Consider the following 16,267-nt stretch of genomic DNA (forward strand, 5'->3'; position numbering starts at 1 on the left):
TACACTAGGTTAAAGATATCTAATTGTGCTAAATTTTCCGTCTAATTGATAAACTGGTTACATCTAGCTTCATTGCTAAAAATTGATCACACGCGAGGCATGCAAATGATTACTAAAATCAAAAAAAATCAACAAGTCATGGTTCCTATTCATATCAAAATCACTGAAGAAATGCGGGATTTGTTAACCCAAGTCGCCAAAAATCATGGTTTTCCACGTATTCAAGGCTTGATTCGCTTATATATTCGCCGGGGACTCGATGCCGAGAATGTCGGCTACTCACTCGCCAAAGACAGCCGTTTTATCGAAAAGCTGAAGCGTCAAGGGGTGGCTGATGAGGTGATTTTTGAAGCGATTGATGAGACAGCCAATGAGCCAGAAGCCAAAGCCAAAGCCAAAGCCAAAGCAAACGATACGGCAAAACCTTAAGCATTTTTAGCCCCATAAAAAAACCCAAAACGCAAATGTTTTGGGTTTTTTACGATTAACCAACGCTTTTATACGCTTAACTTTTCTAGGGTTATTCTTTATACAATTATACAGTGGGATGATGCTCAATAGGCGGTAATGGCTGACCATTGAGCGCTGCGTCCAAACGCTGTTTGTCTAGCGCATTTTCCCAACGTGACACGACAATCGTCGCACAGGCATTACCGGTCAAGTTGGTCAATGCACGGCACTCTGACATAAAGCGGTCAATCCCTAAGATAAGTGCCATCCCTTCGACTGCTGCCTAACACCAATAGTAATTCATCTTTGATGTACTTGATCATTTTGATGACTGAAAAGCCATTGTAACGTGCCAGAGCAGCGAGTTATTAACAATGTGATAACATATCAGCAAGGTAATTTTCAACATTATTGTTAAGCTGTAATGGGTCACATGGAGGCACTAAAACAATCCGTTGTATCAATATTTTTAGACGCAGGATTGATGGGTTTTTGAGCGTTTTTTGCCTCAATATGTTGCTTAACATTAGCGCAAGGTATGAAGCTCAAGTATTAAGCCAAAATTTTCAGCATAGTTAGCCAACTTTCTGTTTAGCTTTCTATTTAGCTTTCTTTTGCTAATATTTTTTGCATTAACGTAAAAAAATGCTTGCATTGTTATTTCACTTGTATATAATAGCCACCACAATTTGGAAGCTTGGCAGAGCGGTTGAATGCACCGGTCTTGAAAACCGGCAAGGGTGCGAGCCCTTCGAGAGTTCGAATCTCTCAGCTTCCGCCATATTAAAAAAACCCCTGACTTAATTAAGTTTTGGGGTTTTTTATTGCCTAAGATTTATCCCTATGAATATCATTCTTTTACCACAAAATACCTTATCGACCGCTATTATTGATGATAAAACGAGCGTGATGCATTTAAAACAGGTGCTTAAAGTGACATTGGGCGATACGGTGAAAGTCGGTATCAAAAATGGGCATTTAGGCACAGCGGTTGTGAGCAATATCCACGATTCAAGTATTGAATTATCGCAAATCCACTGTACGACCCCCCCACCTGCCAAACTGCCACTGACGGTTATTTTGGCAATTCCCCGCCCCAAGGTATTGCGTCGGCTATTTCTGGACATGACGGCGATGGGTGCCCAGCATATTATCTTGGTCAATAGTTACCGTAGTGAAAAGAGCTACTGGCAAACCCCATTTTTAACTCAACTTGACACCTATATTCAGGAAGGCTTACAACAAGCCTGCGATACCGTAAGCCCGACCGTGAGCCTCAAAAAACGCTTAAAACCCTTTGTTGAAGATGAACTACCTACTTTAATCGCGGGTAAACAGGCGATTTTGGCACATCCTTATGCCAATGAGCCGTTTACCCAAGTGTGGGACAATGTCTTGCCACATGTGCTAGTGATTGGGGCTGAAGGCGGCTGGATCGATTATGAAGTCGAATTGTTCAAAACCGCTGGCTGCCAAGTGGCGCATATTGGCAATCGCATCTTACGCACTGAGAATGCCGTGAGTGTGCTATGCGGTCATGCAATGTTAACCCGCCAATAAAATAGCCCATAAGAACAGCCCTACCTTGCCGTCAGATAACCTGCTATCGCCAAAGTTAAGCCGACGCGAGTCTGAAAAAATCATTACAACAACATAACAATTTTGTCTTGGGATTGATTTTGCATAAGGGTGTATGATATTTCCTGCTTCATGTCATAACGATAAAATTAAATAATATTGCATAACTAGATAAAATAACGAGATAAAAAGGAAAGCTGATGAAAGCGAGTGATATCTTAGATAACGCGACGTTTATGCCTTTTACTGATCCACCTTGTTCGAATGGTCCTTACGAATTTTTTGACCGCGAATACTTTATTATCACCTACCGCACAGATCCCGAAAAACTGCGCGCTATTGTACCTGAGCCACTCCAAATCACTGATGACGCGCTGGTGAGTTACGAGTTTATTCGCATGCCTAACAGCACAGGTTTTGGCAACTATACCGAATCGGGACAAGTGATTGAAGTGATTGATGCTGAAGGTCGTCATGCCAATTATACCCATTGTATGTTTTTAGATGACTTTGGACCCACCGCAGGCGGCCGTGAGCTGTGGGGTTTTCCAAAAAAAATGGCATCGCCTGTATTAACCGTCGACAACACCGACACCCTACTTGGCACCCTCGACTATGGTAGTGTGCGCGTAGCTACAGGCACTATGGCGTATAAATATGATGAGCTGGACAAAGCCACCGTCAAATCCAATATGGAAAAAACGCCCAATTATTTGTTAAAACTTATTCCCCATGTCGATGGCACGCCGCGGATTTGCGAGTTGGTGCGCTATTATTTGACCGATGTAGAAGTTAAAGCAGCCTATACAGGACCTGCTACCTTACAGTTATTTGACCATGTGATGGCACCCGTGTCAAAATTACCTGTGCTAGAAATCGTCAAAACCTCTCATATTATTGCTAATCTCACCCTTGCGTTGGGTGAAGTAGCGGTAGATTACATTGCTGATGCGCAAGCCCGTCCCGATAGTAACTTTCAATAATTAATTTTCAATAATTAAAACCGTCATAATAAAACCACTTTGTCATAAAAACTTAAGGAGAAAAATATGGCTACTCAACTCACTACCGATTTAACCGGTAAAGTCGCACTCGTCACTGGCTCTGCAAGTGGTATCGGCCGCGATATCGCAGAAACCTACGCCAAAGCAGGCGCTGCGGTAGGTATTGCAGATATCAACCCAGATGCGGCGCAAGCAACCGTGGATGCAATTAAATCCGCAGGCGGCAAAGCGGTTGCCATTGTAATGGATGTGACCAATGAAGATGCGGTAAATGCTGGCGTGGATAAACTGGTACAAGAATTTGGGGATATTGATATTTTAGTGTCCAATGCCGGTATCCAAATCATCAATCCAATCGACCAATTTAGCTACGCTGATTGGAAAAAAATGATTGCCATTCATCTAGACGGTGCTTTTTTGACTACCAAAGCGGCACTTAAATACATGTATCAGAATGACAAAGTAGGTACCGTTATTTATATGGGCTCAGTCCACTCGCATGAAGCATCAGCCCTAAAAGCGCCGTACGTCTCTGCCAAACACGCGCTATTAGGTCTAGCCCGTGTATTGGCTAAAGAAGGCGCCGCTCACAATGTGCGCTCATATGTGGTATGTCCGGGCTTTGTCAAAACCCCACTGGTTGAAAAACAAATCCCAGAACAAGCCAAAGAAAAAGGCATTTCTGAAGAAGAAGTGGTGAAAAACGTGATGCTGGGTCAAACCGTTGATGGTGAATTTACCACAACCGATGATATCGCTCAATTAACCTTATTTTTAACGGCTTTCCCAACCAATGCGATGACCGGTCAATCATTTATCGCAAGTCACGGCTGGTTTATGAAATAGCCGAATACTGGCTTATAAAACCAAACTACAAAAATAAACTACAAAACTGACTGATAAAAAAGGACTAGCTTGGCTAGTCCTTTTTATTTTTGCATTTGCAATCTATATAAATGGTTAATGCATAGATTACAGATCGTCAATGAACTTTCGACCATCACTCGCCACAGGTTCATGGTCAATTTTTTGAATCTCTGATTTTATAAGCTGTTCATTGTTATCAGCGATACATTGCATGATCATGGCAAGTTGTTGCTTGGTCGCATCTTGATATTTTTCTGCTAAGATTTGCCCGACGTGACCTGCAGTTTGGGCGGATTTTGGATTGGCAAGCCAGTGAGCCAGTTGCTGCGTTAATTCATCACTACCATTGGCTTGCGCCAATGCACCCGCTTGTTTTAACTGATCTACAATCAGTTGGCAAGATTGGGTATATTGCCCCATAATAATTGGCTTGCCGACAATGGCTGCTTCAATCGGATTATGCCCCCCGATATTAACCAAAGACCCACCGACAATGGCAATGTCTGAAAGAGCATACCACACGCCAAGTTCACCCATACTATCTGCCAAATAAACGCTCTCACTTTTGGCAGGTTCACCATCTTGACTACGACGAATTACCGGTAAATTTTTGGCATCAATCAATTTGGCAACATCATCAAACCGCTCGGGGTGACGTGGTACGATAATGAGTAGCGGATGACGGTTGGCATACTGGGCTTTCACGGTTAAAAAGCTGTCTAAAATTGCCAATTCTTCGCCTTCATGGGTGCTGGCTGCCAAAATCACGGCACGATCTGACAAGTGCCAACTTTGTTTTAACTTTTCGGCACGGCTTAGCATCAACGGGTTAGTTTTACTAGACCATTTAAGCGAGCTGGCAATGCGGATTTTGTCACTGGTAGCGCCCAATTGGCGAAAGCGTTTGGCAGAATCGCTGTCTTGGGCGATGATAAGGCTTAGATTCTCCATCATACTTTGGCTAAGTTTGGCAGCTTTTTGATACCCCTTAAAAGATTTTTCTGACAAGCGACCATTGACCAAAATCGTGGCAATTTGACGATTGTTCAGTTCAGCAAGCGTGGTGCCCCACAATTCAGTCTCGATAAATAACGCGGCGACGGGTTGAACATGCGCCAAAAATTTATCAATCACCGCTTTGCTATCGACAGGTACAAAACTATGGTACACCTTGCCGGCTGCTATTTCAGGCGCAAACAGCTGCTCGACGCGGTTATAGCCTGTATGGGTGGTATTGGTCACCCACAGGGCATAGCCTTGCGCGAGCAAATCTCTTAAAATCGGTTCGGCAGTATTGGTTTCACCGAGTGACACCGCATGACACCAAATTATCGGCTGGCGGGTGTGAATCTTTGGAAACACTTGACCAAAGCGTTGCTGCTTTTCATTAGGCAAGGTGGTTTTGCTCGCAAGTTTTAGTTGGTATAGTGGCTTTAACAGCGACATAGCGAGACGATAGTATAACGGTGTGGCTTGCATAACGACTCTTGAAACAACTTAATAAAAAATGCCGTCATTGTAAAAAACGAGGGCTAAAATAGCAATAAAAAAACCCTACTTTGTAAGTAGGGTTTTTGAACTTAGACGTTCGCAAAATTCAACACCAGCCATTAGGCTTGTTCTGTCCAGCGTTTTTGTGATTCTTTAATCACCGCTTTGGCTTCTTCAATGTCGCCCCAGCTTTCAACTTTGGTTGTGCCCGCTTTTTTCAAATCTTTATAGTGATTAAAATGGAACTCGATTTGCTTAATCAGTTGCTGTGGTAAATCTGCTAGGGTATTGATAGCGTTACCGTTGTTGCGGTCATCGGCAGGTACTACCACCACTTTATCATCTACTTCACCATCATCCACGAATTTCATCACGCCAATGACTTTGGCTTCGATAAAGATGCCTGTTGGTAGCGGGGTGTCAGTGATGATCAGTGCGTCTAATTCGTCGCCATCTTCATCAAGGGTTTGTGGGATAAAACCATAGTTGGTAGGTTTGGCAAATAATTGTGGCTCTACGCGGTCAAGTTGCATCACGCCAAGTTTACGGTTCCATTCGATTTTGTTGTTTGAGCCCGCTGGGATTTCGATAACCACGTTAATCACGCCGCCGTCAACGTCGCCCGCATCAAGAATTTGGTTAAAATCTGCCATGAGTTTTTCCTTTTTGTTAGTAAAGTTGTTTATAAAACTGCTTGTAAAAAAGTAGCCTAAAAGTGGGTTGATTATAGCAAAGTCTGTTGGCTTTCTCTATTTTTTCCCGCCGCAACTTCTAGGAGATTATGAATATGCATAGGCAAATTTGGAATTAAAAAATTGGTCGTTTAACATCCTGTGTCAATTTAAATCCACTTACTTTTCAATAAACTTGGCTTTGTCTTTAAACATACATTCGTCATACACTGGGCATTTGCCACATTCGGGACTTCTAGCTTTACAAGTATAGCGTCCATGCAAAATCAAATAATGGTGCGCGTCCAATATATAGTCCTGTGGTATGCGTGCGATGAGTTTATCTTCCACTTCTCGCACATTTTTACCCGTTGCCAAGCCTGTGCGATTGCCGACACGAAAAATATGGGTATCCACTGCCATGGTGGGCTGCCCAAAGGCAGTGTTAAGCACCACATTGGCAGTTTTTCGCCCTACCCCTGCTAGGCTTTCAAGCTCGTGGCGGGTTTGCGGTACTTCGCTAGCAAATTTATCCACCAAGTCTTGACAGCATTTCATCACATTTTTGGCTTTGCTATTATATAGCCCAATGGTTTTGATATAGCTTTTTAGCCCAGCTTCACCCAAATCCAACATTGCTTGCGGGGTATTGGCGACGGCATATAGTTTGCGGGTAGCCAGATTGACACTGACATCGGTGGCTTGTGCCGACAGTATGACCGCGATCAACAATTCAAAGTTGCTCTGATATTCCAGTTCCGTCTCTGGTTTTTCAATGGCTGCTGCTAATTTTTGGAAAAACGGCAACACGTTTTTATTGGGCATGCGCCGTGATGGCGGTGTCTCTGCAGTTTTGGGCACTTGGATTTTTGGCTTAATGTTGGCAACCATCATGCACTCTTTAGGTTATGGCAGTGTCGCAAGTTGCTGCTGCAAGGCTTGCACCAAGGCTTGTTTGTTGTCATCAGCGCGTACGGCAAGTTGTTTTTCTAATTTTTTGATTTGGGTGCGTAGTTTTGCCGCTTCAATGGCGTTTTTAGCCGCTGCTTCATCGATATCCACTTTGATATCATTGAGTTTGGCTTGTACCATACTGACCACAGGTTTGGCATTGGTGTTGTCATTGACTTGGCGTTCGATACGGTCAAGGTGGGCGTAATAGCGCGCGCGTAAGCCGTCTTGCTCGGTTTGCCTTGTCGCGTCATCCAGCAACCGTGTGAAGGGCACCAGCTCGATGCAGTCCACTGGACAGGGCGGCAAACACAGCTCACAACCTGTGCATAGGTCGGTAAAAATGGTGTGCATACGTTTGCCTGAGCCAATAATGGCATCGACAGGACACGCAGGGATACATTTGGTACAGCCAATGCAATCTTCTTCTCGAATGATGGCTCGCATTTCCATCGGACGATTGGTAGCGGGATCGGTTTGCCACTTTGAGGCTTCAGCCGTCAGTGGGATACGCCCAAGCAATTTGCCGATTTGGTCGGTGACTGATTGCCCACCGGGCACGCATTGGTTATGCGACTCACCCAGTGTGACAATGGCGGTGGCATACGGCAGACAGCCTTCAGGATGACCGCATAGCCCGCATTGGGTTTGTGGCAGGACTTGGTCGATTTGTTGTATTAATCGTTGATGCTCGATACTTAGGCTATTTAAGTTTAAATTATTAAATAGATTGGGTACCTTGAAAACAGGTTGGCTATCAGACATGGCTCAATTTTTATTCACTATAATCATCAGTGTATATTTTACCATAGCTCATACCTATTTCGCCTATAACCTATCAAGACAAATCATCAAGAAAAATCATCAAGAAAAACTACTGAATCAATCTATTTAAGATTGGTAATGCTGTTTGACCCATTCGATCAGTTGGTAAGCAATCGTGCCTTTTGGCGGGATGATAGGGCCGTTTTCATCTAAGCTATCTATATCAAAAAACTGGGCATCCATCAGCTCATTGTTATCTATACTGATATCGCCACTTTGGTACTCTGCAATAAACCCTACCATTAAATTGCTGGGAAAAGGCCACGGTTGGCTGCCAAAATAGCGCAAATTGCTGACAGATAACCCCACCTCTTCCATCACTTCACGATGCACGCATTGCTCTAAGCTCTCACCGACTTCCACAAAACCTGCCAGCACGGTATACATTTTGCTATCTGTCGCCCGTAGATGATGCGCCAACAAAATCTGTGGTTTGTCCATGGTGGTTTTGATGATGGCGGTGATCATACAAGGCTGCACTCGGGGATACTGGTGATAATGGCAGCTGGGGCAAACGGTGGCATTTTCAATGGGGTGTAACTCCGTGGGCGTACCACAGCGGCTACAAAATTGATGATCTTGACGAAAGCGTAACAACTGCATGGCTTTGGCTAATTGGCTGGTTTGTAGGGCGTCAAGGCTGCCAATCAGATGCCGAAAGCGCAGAAACTCAATCTGTCCTGTACTCTCTTCTGGCGATTGTGACAAGTCGATATCTTGATGGGCAATGGCATAAATACTGTTGCCTGCCTCATCGGTGTTCACTTTAACGGCCTGAGCGGGCACGTCCTCACAACAATAAAAAAAAGGAAGTCCGCCTACACAAGCGAACTTATCGTTATCACAAATAAGCAAATAATGGTGTAATGCGGTCATATTGGTTACCAAATCACCCTAAGCCACAAGCATGTGTTGTAAGCTGCGATAGCCGACATACATTGCATGGTTGCCTGCGGGTTTGTTCGTTTCAAGACTTTCTAGATAATAATCTGCTGACATCACAATATCGGCAATTTTAGCAAGCTCATGCTCTGACAACTCGCGACCCTGTTGCTCAGTTAAGTTTTGTAGCACTGTGGCACCGCGTTTGAGCAGTTGGCTTTGTCGAGGTAAGTTTAAAAATAAGCAAGCACCCGAGATAGTGCGCATGATATCAGGCACAGGCTTGATATGTAGAATATCTTTGTCGGTGTCATTTAGATAATCATTGAGCGCAGTTTCAATGGTGGCAATGGCGGTACGGCTTTCTTGGACGAGCGTGTTATGAGCCGTTTCGATTTGATGTAGCGAAATAGTCTGGTTGTACACGGGCAATGTTACCGCACCCGGGGTATGTGATTTTGCCAGGTTAATTGCCGCATTTTCCGCCATCATTAAAGTGCCAAGCAATTCATCAAAATCATCAGGCGTTGGCTGCGTCCAAGTTTTTACTTTGCCAATTTGTTGAGTCAGCGCTGCACTCACCTCATTTAAATTTAAGGTTCTAAACACGCTACTTAAATCATGCAAACGCTGCGCCATACTATCAATCTCATCTGGACTTGAATTGAGATTAACTTGGCGGGCATAACTGTCACTGGCAGATTTTATCAAATCAATTTCTTGCTGGATGAGCTGGTTAAGCGTACTGGTCACTTCACGGTCTGGTCCAAATAAGAAGCGGCGCATGGTTTTTAACTGGGTTTCATCTAAAGTATTGGCCGAGAATTTGTGCTGAACTTGCAAGGCAAGCTGGCTATCTCTTGAACTGGCAAATTGCACCAAATCAGCAAAACGAGAATCATTGACAGGTAGATAATCATTAAATTGTTGTTCAACAAAAATAAGCGCCCGCTTTTGCAGGTTACTAAGCGGTAACACCCCTGCCAAATCTGATACAGCCGCATCAGCGGCATGCCAAAACAAACTGTCGGTACGTTTTGAAACCATTTCACACGCCGCTTGCATGGCTTTGAGTTTTTCTAGCTCTTTTGGCGATAATTGATTGCTCTGTGCAGTGAGTGCCACGCTCAGACCTGCGCGATAAGCTTCCACCAGTTTTTTTGGGTTAATGCCGAGTGATTTTAACGGTTGGTAATTTTGTTCTGGATTGGCAATGACGATACTGCTGTTTTTGTTGGCAGTTAAGTCTGATAGCTGCAGCACTGGCTGATTCAAATCGCTGTGAAGTTGATTGATAATCGGCAACAACAACGAAGGTTCAATGGTCTCTTTAAGTAATACAAACTCGATATAACGCGCCAACGTCATGATACCTTCTGACACATCCATCATCATGTCATTGCCAGCTTTGTCACGGTTGGGTTGGTCGCGCTCGTCATAGAGTTTTTGCAGTCCTGCCGATAGACTATTGGCAAGTTCATAGCCTTCCTCTAATTGAATCAACCGCAATACTTTTGCCAGTTGCGCCAAGGTATCCACGGAATCAAGTAGCAAAGGCGCTTGACTACTGTCGTCATTAAACTCACTTAAATGCATCTCGGCATCGTGTAGCGTCACGGCAATCTCAGGTCTTAATAAATGCAATGAAGGCAAATCAAAATTGGTGGCCGTTAGTTTTTGTGAGTTAGGACTTGGCAGACTCATGTTTTTTTATCCAAAATGACTTTAAGTTGATAAAGGTAAAATGACAGCTACGCTTATTGCTGATTATTGTAAGACGTCCCTATGCCAGTGTCTATGTCAAAGTGTTAACACCCGCACAATAATTACACTCTATCATGAAATTTTGCCCATCAAAGAAATGCCTTTACAAAATTTAATGAGGCATTGTTTATTGTTAAACACTCGCCCAGTTTTCAGCCAGCTGCGGGTTGTTCTCTTTTAAGGCGTTAAGCCATTCAAGATGCGCCTGCTCAGCCTCGCTACTTGCCAAAAAGCGCTTGATAGTCGTGCTAAAACGCTGATGCTCAGTTGCGCCGCCGACACCGCCGCCGACCTCATCATCGATGGCTAACGCAACCTGTCCGCCAGTCATCGCCAGATACACTTCCGCTAAAATCTCGGCATCGAGTAACGCCCCGTGGAAGGTACGGTCTTGTTTACCGACATTAAGACGTTTTACCAGCGCGTCCAAGGTATTACGCTGCCCTGCGAACATGCGTTTGGCGATGGCAAGGCTGTCTGTCACAGTGACGGTTTGGTTGATATCGGGCAAGCCAAGTCGCGCAAACTCAGCTTGCAAAAAGCTCATGTCAAACCCCGCGTTATGCGCGATGAGTTCTGCGCCTTGCAAAAAATCATAAATCGCTTCACCGACTTGCTCAAACACGGGCATATCATTTAAAAACACATTGTGAATGCCATGAACGCGAATGACTTCCTCACCCATCTCAATTTTGGGGTTGATATAGACATGCAGTTTTTCACCGGTAAAACGTCGATTAATCATCTCAACGATACCGACCTCAATGATACGGTCACCATTTTGCGCTTCAAACCCTGTGGTCTCAGTATCGAGAATCAGCTGGCGATTGGCAGTCCCTTTGTGTTTGGCGATGGGCAATAAAGGTATAAAAGTCGGGTTGGGCTGACTGGTAATACCGTTAAACACGGGACGCTGGGCAATCAAGCTGTCATCTTGCGCGACAAATTGCCCTTGTGGGTTGGTGAACACCGCAAAATGTGGGTTAGCACTTGTTGGTAAGTCAGTTGCCTGCCCCCCTAACGATGACTGAGTTGATACATCGACACTTTGAGTATGGCTAGCTTGAGTATGGCGGGTTTGAGCCTTGCTTGTTTGGATAGTGCTTGTTTGAATAGTGCTTGGGGCTGGCTCACCGTCAAGTGCCTGCAAAAAGATATCACCCATCATCTCACTGTCGGCAAACGCCATATCTTGCGCGTCATCAAAAGACGTATCGCTAAAATCGCGGGTTAACGCTGAGTGAGTGGGGACTGGGTTGTTATCGGTTGACATTGGGTTCATGGGCGGGTCTTTTTTTTTATCATCAAAATCAGGGTTTTTATCACCAAAATCCGATTTTACATCGTTAAAATCAGTGGTGAGATTGGGTGGATTTTTAATTACTTTGTTAAAGCTTTTGGGCAGTTGGTCTATGCCTTGGTTTGCAAGCTTATCGGCATATTCATTGCCATCATGACCGGCGTGTCCTTTGACCCATTGCCAGTCAATTTGTCGCTGCTTACACAGCTTATCAAGTCGCTGCCATAATTCCACATTTTTGACATTTTTCCAATTTTTCTTTTTCCACCCTGCCAGCCATTCGCTGATACCTTTGATGACATAGCTAGAGTCTGACCAGATTTGAATCGGTAACGTTTTTGGGCTGTTTTCCAGTGCCGCAATCGCACCCATCAGCTCCATGCGGTTGTTGGTGGTATGGGCCTCACCCCCGCAAATATCAATTTGCTCACCCGTCGGTAAAATCACCACAGCGCCAAAGCCCCCCTTACCAGGATTGCCACGGCAGGCGCCATCAGTATAGGCAAGGGTTCGACCCACAAGGGGCGTTAAGGCATGATTTGACATAGATAACAACCCATATGAAACAGCAAAACAATCAAAAAACAGCCCTCAGTATAAGAAAAAAAAGCACAAAAAGCCATGCTAAAACGTCTATAATAACCGCTTATCGTTGCTATCTGCAGGTTTAAAGGACGTCTATGCAAAACAAATCTCGTGCACTCGTGTCACCTGTGTTGACCAAGGTGGGTATGGCTATGGTCTGTGCGCTAAGCCTAAATTTGGCGGCTTGTAACAAGCCCCAATCCCCTGCAACCACTAGCAGCGATGGCGCAAAACCGTCGCCAGCGTTATCACAACCTGCCGCTAGCGATGATGTGTTTGTGGGCTGTTACACAGTCAGCCATACGGAACCTGCGCAAATCAAAATCATCAAAAATGGTGACAACTATGCCATGCAAATGCGCGAGTTTAACGACCCCAGCAAAAACTGGGACAAGCCTGAAGCCATGCAAGTCATCGCAACAGACAGCCCAGATATACAAAAATACTTTGACATCAAAGCCGATGAACATCAATACTTAGAAAAAGTCATCGCCCGTCCCGACCGCGTGTTTGTGCTTGCCAAAATCACCGATAGTTTTGCAAGCCTAAACCCGCAATTTGACAGCCCGTATCTGGGTTATATCTACAAAGGTAGCAATACGGTCTATAAAGTGGCATGCGAGCAAACCACCAAACTTTAATTACCTAAGTTGTTGCTTGATTTGATGAGCTCGACTTGATGAGCTTGGTTTGCTGCTTGATTTGATGCTTGAATTAATACATTCCATCCAAATTTTAACCCCAAACGATTGATAGAGAATAAGCGATGAATTTTTTTGCATGGTTAGTGCTGGGCTTGGTGGCATACACTAGTGGCTTTAGTATCCGTCATTTTCGATACAAAGGCACAACCCTCCCAAATAATAAAAAATGGCAATACGTGGCTATTTTTTTTGTGCTCGCGCTCGTGGTCTTTGCGCTATTGAATGTATATGTTATGCATAAAGCTGCGCTTGATATGATGTTTGTGTTGGTATCGAGTTTGGTGGCGACAGGGGTTTTTTATTATGGTATTTCGGCAGATACCAACAACAAGATGAATATACCTGATTAAACATACCCGATTAGTTGAACCATGATTTTTGTAAGTCGATGAATTTGTTTGGATAATAAAATGTCTCAAAAAATGGCGAATACTCACGCCCACATGACTGCCACCCACTTGGCTGGCTTGACGCGGCGCCGACTGCTAAAGACAGGCATAGCGCTATCGGCAGCGACGGTAACGGGTGCAAAAGCAGATTTGACAATAGGCGGGCAAGTGATTAGCCAACCTTCACAGCGGTATGGGTCAAACAATGACCCTAATAACATGGCTTTTGGCGAGCCAAGCGCTATGCCCAATGGCAATACGCCCATGGAAACATTGCCCATCAATCCCCAATGGCCCCAATGGCCCCAATGGGACTTTGCGACCATCAAAGCCAATTGTGAAGCCCTCAAAGGTCGCGGTGTCCACCTCCATTTGGTAGCGCCATCGGGATTTGGTAGTGATGAACAGCGTAACTTACTGGCGATTCACCGACTCACCCAAGCGGGATTTTATATCGACAATCCAGAAGTGATTAGCCGACGTTATTTGCGCTTTGCAGGTTCAGACAGTGAGCGCTTGGACGATATTACCGCGTTACTCAATCAACCTTTACACCAATTGCCCAAGGTATTACTCGGCGTGCGTGGCGGCTATGGTGCAATGCGTTTGCTCAACAAACTAAGTGATCAGCAGTGGCGAATGCTGACGCAAAAACTCAAAGAGCGTGGCACACTACTGATGGGTTTTAGTGATTTTACTGCCTTGCAGCTTGCCATGTACGCCAAAGGTCATCTCCCCTATGTGGCAGGGGCAATGCTCAGTAGTGACTTTGGCAAAACAGAGGTGAATACCGATACCATCCAAAGTTTTATCAATCTTTGTACCCAAAACCAGCTACGTATCCAAGTGCCAGAAGCTCAGCTTTATCGTGACACTGCGCGTCCTTTGGCTAAGCCGATAAAAGGCACCTTATGGGGCGGTAATCTTAGCGTGTTATCTGCAATGGTGGGCACGCCGTATATGCCAACTGTTGACAATGGGATTTTATTTTTGGAAGATACCGGTGAGCAGCCTTACCGTATCGAGCGTATGTTACAAACCTTGGTGTTATCAGGTATTGTGGCAAAACAGCAGGCAATTGTGTTGGGCAAATTTAATTTTAGCGGCATCAGTGATGCTTACAATGGTGATTACACTTTTGATACCGTCATCCGTACCATCCAACAAACCACAGGGCGACCCATCTACACAGATTTCCCCTTTGGGCATGTGGCAAGACGCATTAATTTTCCGCTCGGTGTGCCTGTGACACTTGACAATGTGGGTAGTGGTTATCAAGCGACATTCAACCAGTTTTATCATCTTAAAACCGATGCAAACTTTGGCAATTTAGATTTACGCCAATTGTTGGTCTAGGGTATAGCGGTGTCTTATGTATGTTAGTTAAAACCTGTTTGTATGCTACCCAAACAGGTTTATTTAACACATATTCTTTGACTGTCCAATCGCGCTAGAAAATCCGATTGTTATCATGCGTTTTGGCAAATTTGGCGATATTGGCTTCGATATTTTTAGCGATATTGAGATAATAGTCGGCAAATTCATCGCCTGCGCCTTGATTGGCAATGACGGACGGCTCGCCCTTATCGGCTTGCTCGCGGATGCCTTTTGCCAGTGGTAATTGCCCCAGTAGTGGCACTTGATACTGTGCTGCCATTTTATCACCGCCGCCTTCGCCAAAAATCGCTTCGGTATGACCACAGCTACTACAAGTATGCAGCGCCATATTCTCTACCACGCCCAGCACAGGGATATGGGTTTTGCGGAACATCTCAATGCCTTTTTGCGCATCCAGTAAGGCAATATGTTGGGGGGTGGTCACAATCACCGCACCGGTCACAGGAATACGTTGGGCGAGCGTCAACTGAATATCCCCCGTCCCAGGTGGCATATCAATCACCAAATAATCCAGATTTGGCCAGTTGGTTTGATTGTAAAGCTGCATCAGTGCGCCTGTGGCTTTGGCACCGCGCCAAGCAATCGGGGTAGTGTCATCGCTCAACAAGCTACCGATAGATAGCATCGGCATACCTTGCGCTGCAATCGGTACAAATTGCTCATGCTCCAGCTGCGGCTGCTGACCTGCCACGCCAAGCATACTTGGAATACTGGGGCCGTAGATATCGGCATCCAGCACGCCCACGCGTTTGCCCAATTTTTGCAGCGCCAAGGCGATATTCACTGTCGTCGTCGATTTACCAACGCCGCCTTTGCCCGAAGCCACCACAATAATATGCTCGATACGTGGATGCGGTGTTAATTCAGCTTGGGTGGTGGCTTTTTTGGCAATCGCAGGTTCAGGGGTTTCTGTGACTAATTTGTCACTTTGTGGCGCGGTCTGAGTGACAGGTGGCATGGCATTGGTGGTTTTAGGTAGGGTTGAGCCACTGCCTTTGGTCGTAGGTTTTGGCGCAGTAGTGCTGTCAAACAAGGTAATATTCATATTCACTTCACTGACCCCATGGATATGCAGCTTTTGGCTCAAATCATGATGGATTTGTTCAGGATTGCAGTCATCGGGCAAGCGCAAATCCAATGTCAGACTATTACCTTGCTGTTTAGCCCCTTTGACATAGTGGCGAATTGGCTGGTTATTGACATGATATTCATCAAATAACTGATTAAGCGTGGACTCATCCACTGTAGCCACGGTTTTTGGTTTGATAAAGTTGAACATGATAGTTGCTTACCCCAATGTTGTTATTTTAACGATTTTAACCACTGTTAAGTGGGGTTTATTGCCAATTTTCACAGAGACAGATTGAACATATCTGTGTGAAAAGTAATTTTTCTTGTTTGATTGATG

15 protein-coding genes, 1 tRNA gene and 1 pseudogene are annotated in these 16,267 nt (G+C 44.8%); 8 read left to right on the plus strand and 9 right to left on the minus strand.

The features are described 5' to 3' along the window. Positions 1-105: 105 nt before the first annotated feature. A complete protein-coding gene (locus tag RNZ41_RS07085; protein ID WP_314026942.1) occupies positions 106-429 on the plus strand; it encodes a CopG family transcriptional regulator in 324 nt (107 codons plus the stop codon). A 106-nt stretch (positions 430-535) separates the two neighbouring features. Here RNZ41_RS07085 and RNZ41_RS07090 read toward each other — a convergent pair. Beyond that, positions 536-727: pseudogene (locus RNZ41_RS07090) on the minus strand (cation:dicarboxylate symporter family transporter); the annotation flags it as partial. A 414-nt stretch (positions 728-1,141) separates the two neighbouring features. Between RNZ41_RS07090 and RNZ41_RS07095 the strand changes: the two are divergent. The 4 genes from RNZ41_RS07095 (at position 1,142) to RNZ41_RS07110 (ending at position 3,878) form a co-directional block, all read left to right on the plus strand. Further along, positions 1,142-1,231, plus strand: a tRNA-Ser gene (locus tag RNZ41_RS07095). Between the two features lie 62 nt (positions 1,232-1,293). Then, on the plus strand, positions 1,294-2,010 hold the full coding sequence (locus tag RNZ41_RS07100; RefSeq protein WP_314026943.1) for a 16S rRNA (uracil(1498)-N(3))-methyltransferase: 717 nt from the start codon (positions 1,294-1,296) through the stop codon (positions 2,008-2,010). A gap of 218 nt (positions 2,011-2,228) precedes the next feature. Next, complete coding sequence (locus RNZ41_RS07105; protein ID WP_314026944.1) at positions 2,229-3,011, plus strand: acetoacetate decarboxylase; 783 nt, start codon at positions 2,229-2,231, stop codon at positions 3,009-3,011. Between the two features lie 66 nt (positions 3,012-3,077). Then, positions 3,078-3,878, plus strand: a complete 801-nt coding sequence (locus RNZ41_RS07110; RefSeq protein ID WP_159676084.1) for a 3-hydroxybutyrate dehydrogenase — start codon at positions 3,078-3,080, stop codon at positions 3,876-3,878. Between the two features lie 126 nt (positions 3,879-4,004). Here RNZ41_RS07110 and RNZ41_RS07115 read toward each other — a convergent pair whose 3' ends face one another. From RNZ41_RS07115 to dnaQ, 7 genes are all read right to left on the minus strand, one after another. Next, complete coding sequence (locus RNZ41_RS07115) at positions 4,005-5,378, minus strand: 3-deoxy-D-manno-octulosonic acid transferase (protein WP_314026945.1); 1,374 nt, start codon at positions 5,376-5,378, stop codon at positions 4,005-4,007. Between the two features lie 131 nt (positions 5,379-5,509). After that, the gene (locus RNZ41_RS07120) at positions 5,510-6,043 is read right to left on the minus strand and encodes an inorganic diphosphatase (protein WP_060994803.1); all 534 of its coding nucleotides are present in this window, start codon (positions 6,041-6,043) and stop codon (positions 5,510-5,512) included. Positions 6,044-6,241: 198 nt separating this feature from the next. Continuing rightward, complete coding sequence (gene nth, locus RNZ41_RS07125) at positions 6,242-6,886, minus strand: endonuclease III (RefSeq protein ID WP_314027830.1); 645 nt, start codon at positions 6,884-6,886, stop codon at positions 6,242-6,244. Positions 6,887-6,967: 81 nt separating this feature from the next. Continuing rightward, positions 6,968-7,777 carry an RnfABCDGE type electron transport complex subunit B gene (locus tag RNZ41_RS07130; RefSeq protein ID WP_314026946.1) on the minus strand — a complete coding sequence of 270 codons (810 nt, stop codon included), beginning with the start codon at positions 7,775-7,777 and terminating at the stop codon, positions 6,968-6,970. A gap of 126 nt (positions 7,778-7,903) precedes the next feature. Continuing rightward, positions 7,904-8,713 (minus strand): NAD(+) diphosphatase, encoded by an 810-nt coding sequence (gene nudC / locus RNZ41_RS07135; RefSeq protein ID WP_101964085.1) that lies wholly within the window; start codon positions 8,711-8,713, stop codon positions 7,904-7,906. A gap of 18 nt (positions 8,714-8,731) precedes the next feature. Then, positions 8,732-10,423, minus strand: a complete 1,692-nt coding sequence (locus tag RNZ41_RS07140; RefSeq protein WP_314026947.1) for a hypothetical protein — start codon at positions 10,421-10,423, stop codon at positions 8,732-8,734. Positions 10,424-10,616: 193 nt separating this feature from the next. Further along, positions 10,617-12,329, minus strand: a complete 1,713-nt coding sequence (gene dnaQ, locus RNZ41_RS07145; protein WP_314026948.1) for a DNA polymerase III subunit epsilon — start codon at positions 12,327-12,329, stop codon at positions 10,617-10,619. A gap of 134 nt (positions 12,330-12,463) precedes the next feature. Here dnaQ and RNZ41_RS07150 point away from each other — a divergent pair, with 134 nt between their 5' ends. From RNZ41_RS07150 to RNZ41_RS07160, 3 genes are all read left to right on the plus strand, one after another. Further along, the gene (locus tag RNZ41_RS07150) at positions 12,464-13,009 is read left to right on the plus strand and encodes a hypothetical protein (protein WP_314026949.1); all 546 of its coding nucleotides are present in this window, start codon (positions 12,464-12,466) and stop codon (positions 13,007-13,009) included. Between the two features lie 125 nt (positions 13,010-13,134). Then, positions 13,135-13,422, plus strand: coding sequence for a hypothetical protein (locus RNZ41_RS07155; protein WP_144917386.1), 288 nt, complete (start codon positions 13,135-13,137; stop codon positions 13,420-13,422). Positions 13,423-13,482: 60 nt separating this feature from the next. Beyond that, the gene (locus tag RNZ41_RS07160) at positions 13,483-14,817 is read left to right on the plus strand and encodes an LD-carboxypeptidase (RefSeq protein ID WP_314026950.1); all 1,335 of its coding nucleotides are present in this window, start codon (positions 13,483-13,485) and stop codon (positions 14,815-14,817) included. A gap of 94 nt (positions 14,818-14,911) precedes the next feature. Here RNZ41_RS07160 and apbC read toward each other — a convergent pair whose 3' ends face one another. Beyond that, on the minus strand, positions 14,912-16,138 hold the full coding sequence (apbC, locus tag RNZ41_RS07165; RefSeq protein WP_314026951.1) for an iron-sulfur cluster carrier protein ApbC: 1,227 nt from the start codon (positions 16,136-16,138) through the stop codon (positions 14,912-14,914). Between the last annotated feature and the right edge of the window lie 129 nt (positions 16,139-16,267).

Source organism: Moraxella sp. DOX410 (assembly GCF_032248735.1).
Classification (GTDB): Bacteria; Pseudomonadota; Gammaproteobacteria; order Pseudomonadales; family Moraxellaceae; genus Faucicola; species Faucicola tetraodonis.

Excerpts from the sequence above, each read along its gene's own strand:
- RNZ41_RS07085 (WP_314026942.1), top strand. The coding sequence starts at position 106 with ATGATTACTAAAATCAAAAAAAATCAACAAGTCATGGTTCCTATTCAT.
- RNZ41_RS07100 (WP_314026943.1), top strand. The coding sequence starts at position 1,294 with ATGAATATCATTCTTTTACCACAAAATACCTTATCGACCGCTATTATT.
- RNZ41_RS07105 (WP_314026944.1), top strand. The coding sequence starts at position 2,229 with ATGAAAGCGAGTGATATCTTAGATAACGCGACGTTTATGCCTTTTACT.
- RNZ41_RS07110 (WP_159676084.1), top strand. The coding sequence starts at position 3,078 with ATGGCTACTCAACTCACTACCGATTTAACCGGTAAAGTCGCACTCGTC.
- RNZ41_RS07115 (WP_314026945.1), bottom strand. The coding sequence starts at position 5,378 with ATGCAAGCCACACCGTTATACTATCGTCTCGCTATGTCGCTGTTAAAG.
- RNZ41_RS07120 (WP_060994803.1), bottom strand. The coding sequence starts at position 6,043 with ATGGCAGATTTTAACCAAATTCTTGATGCGGGCGACGTTGACGGCGGC.
- nth (WP_314027830.1), bottom strand. The coding sequence starts at position 6,886 with ATGCCCAATAAAAACGTGTTGCCGTTTTTCCAAAAATTAGCAGCAGCC.
- RNZ41_RS07130 (WP_314026946.1), bottom strand. The coding sequence starts at position 7,777 with ATGTCTGATAGCCAACCTGTTTTCAAGGTACCCAATCTATTTAATAAT.
- nudC (WP_101964085.1), bottom strand. The coding sequence starts at position 8,713 with ATGACCGCATTACACCATTATTTGCTTATTTGTGATAACGATAAGTTC.
- RNZ41_RS07140 (WP_314026947.1), bottom strand. The coding sequence starts at position 10,423 with ATGAGTCTGCCAAGTCCTAACTCACAAAAACTAACGGCCACCAATTTT.
- dnaQ (WP_314026948.1), bottom strand. The coding sequence starts at position 12,329 with ATGTCAAATCATGCCTTAACGCCCCTTGTGGGTCGAACCCTTGCCTAT.
- RNZ41_RS07150 (WP_314026949.1), top strand. The coding sequence starts at position 12,464 with ATGCAAAACAAATCTCGTGCACTCGTGTCACCTGTGTTGACCAAGGTG.
- RNZ41_RS07155 (WP_144917386.1), top strand. The coding sequence starts at position 13,135 with ATGAATTTTTTTGCATGGTTAGTGCTGGGCTTGGTGGCATACACTAGT.
- RNZ41_RS07160 (WP_314026950.1), top strand. The coding sequence starts at position 13,483 with ATGTCTCAAAAAATGGCGAATACTCACGCCCACATGACTGCCACCCAC.
- apbC (WP_314026951.1), bottom strand. The coding sequence starts at position 16,138 with ATGTTCAACTTTATCAAACCAAAAACCGTGGCTACAGTGGATGAGTCC.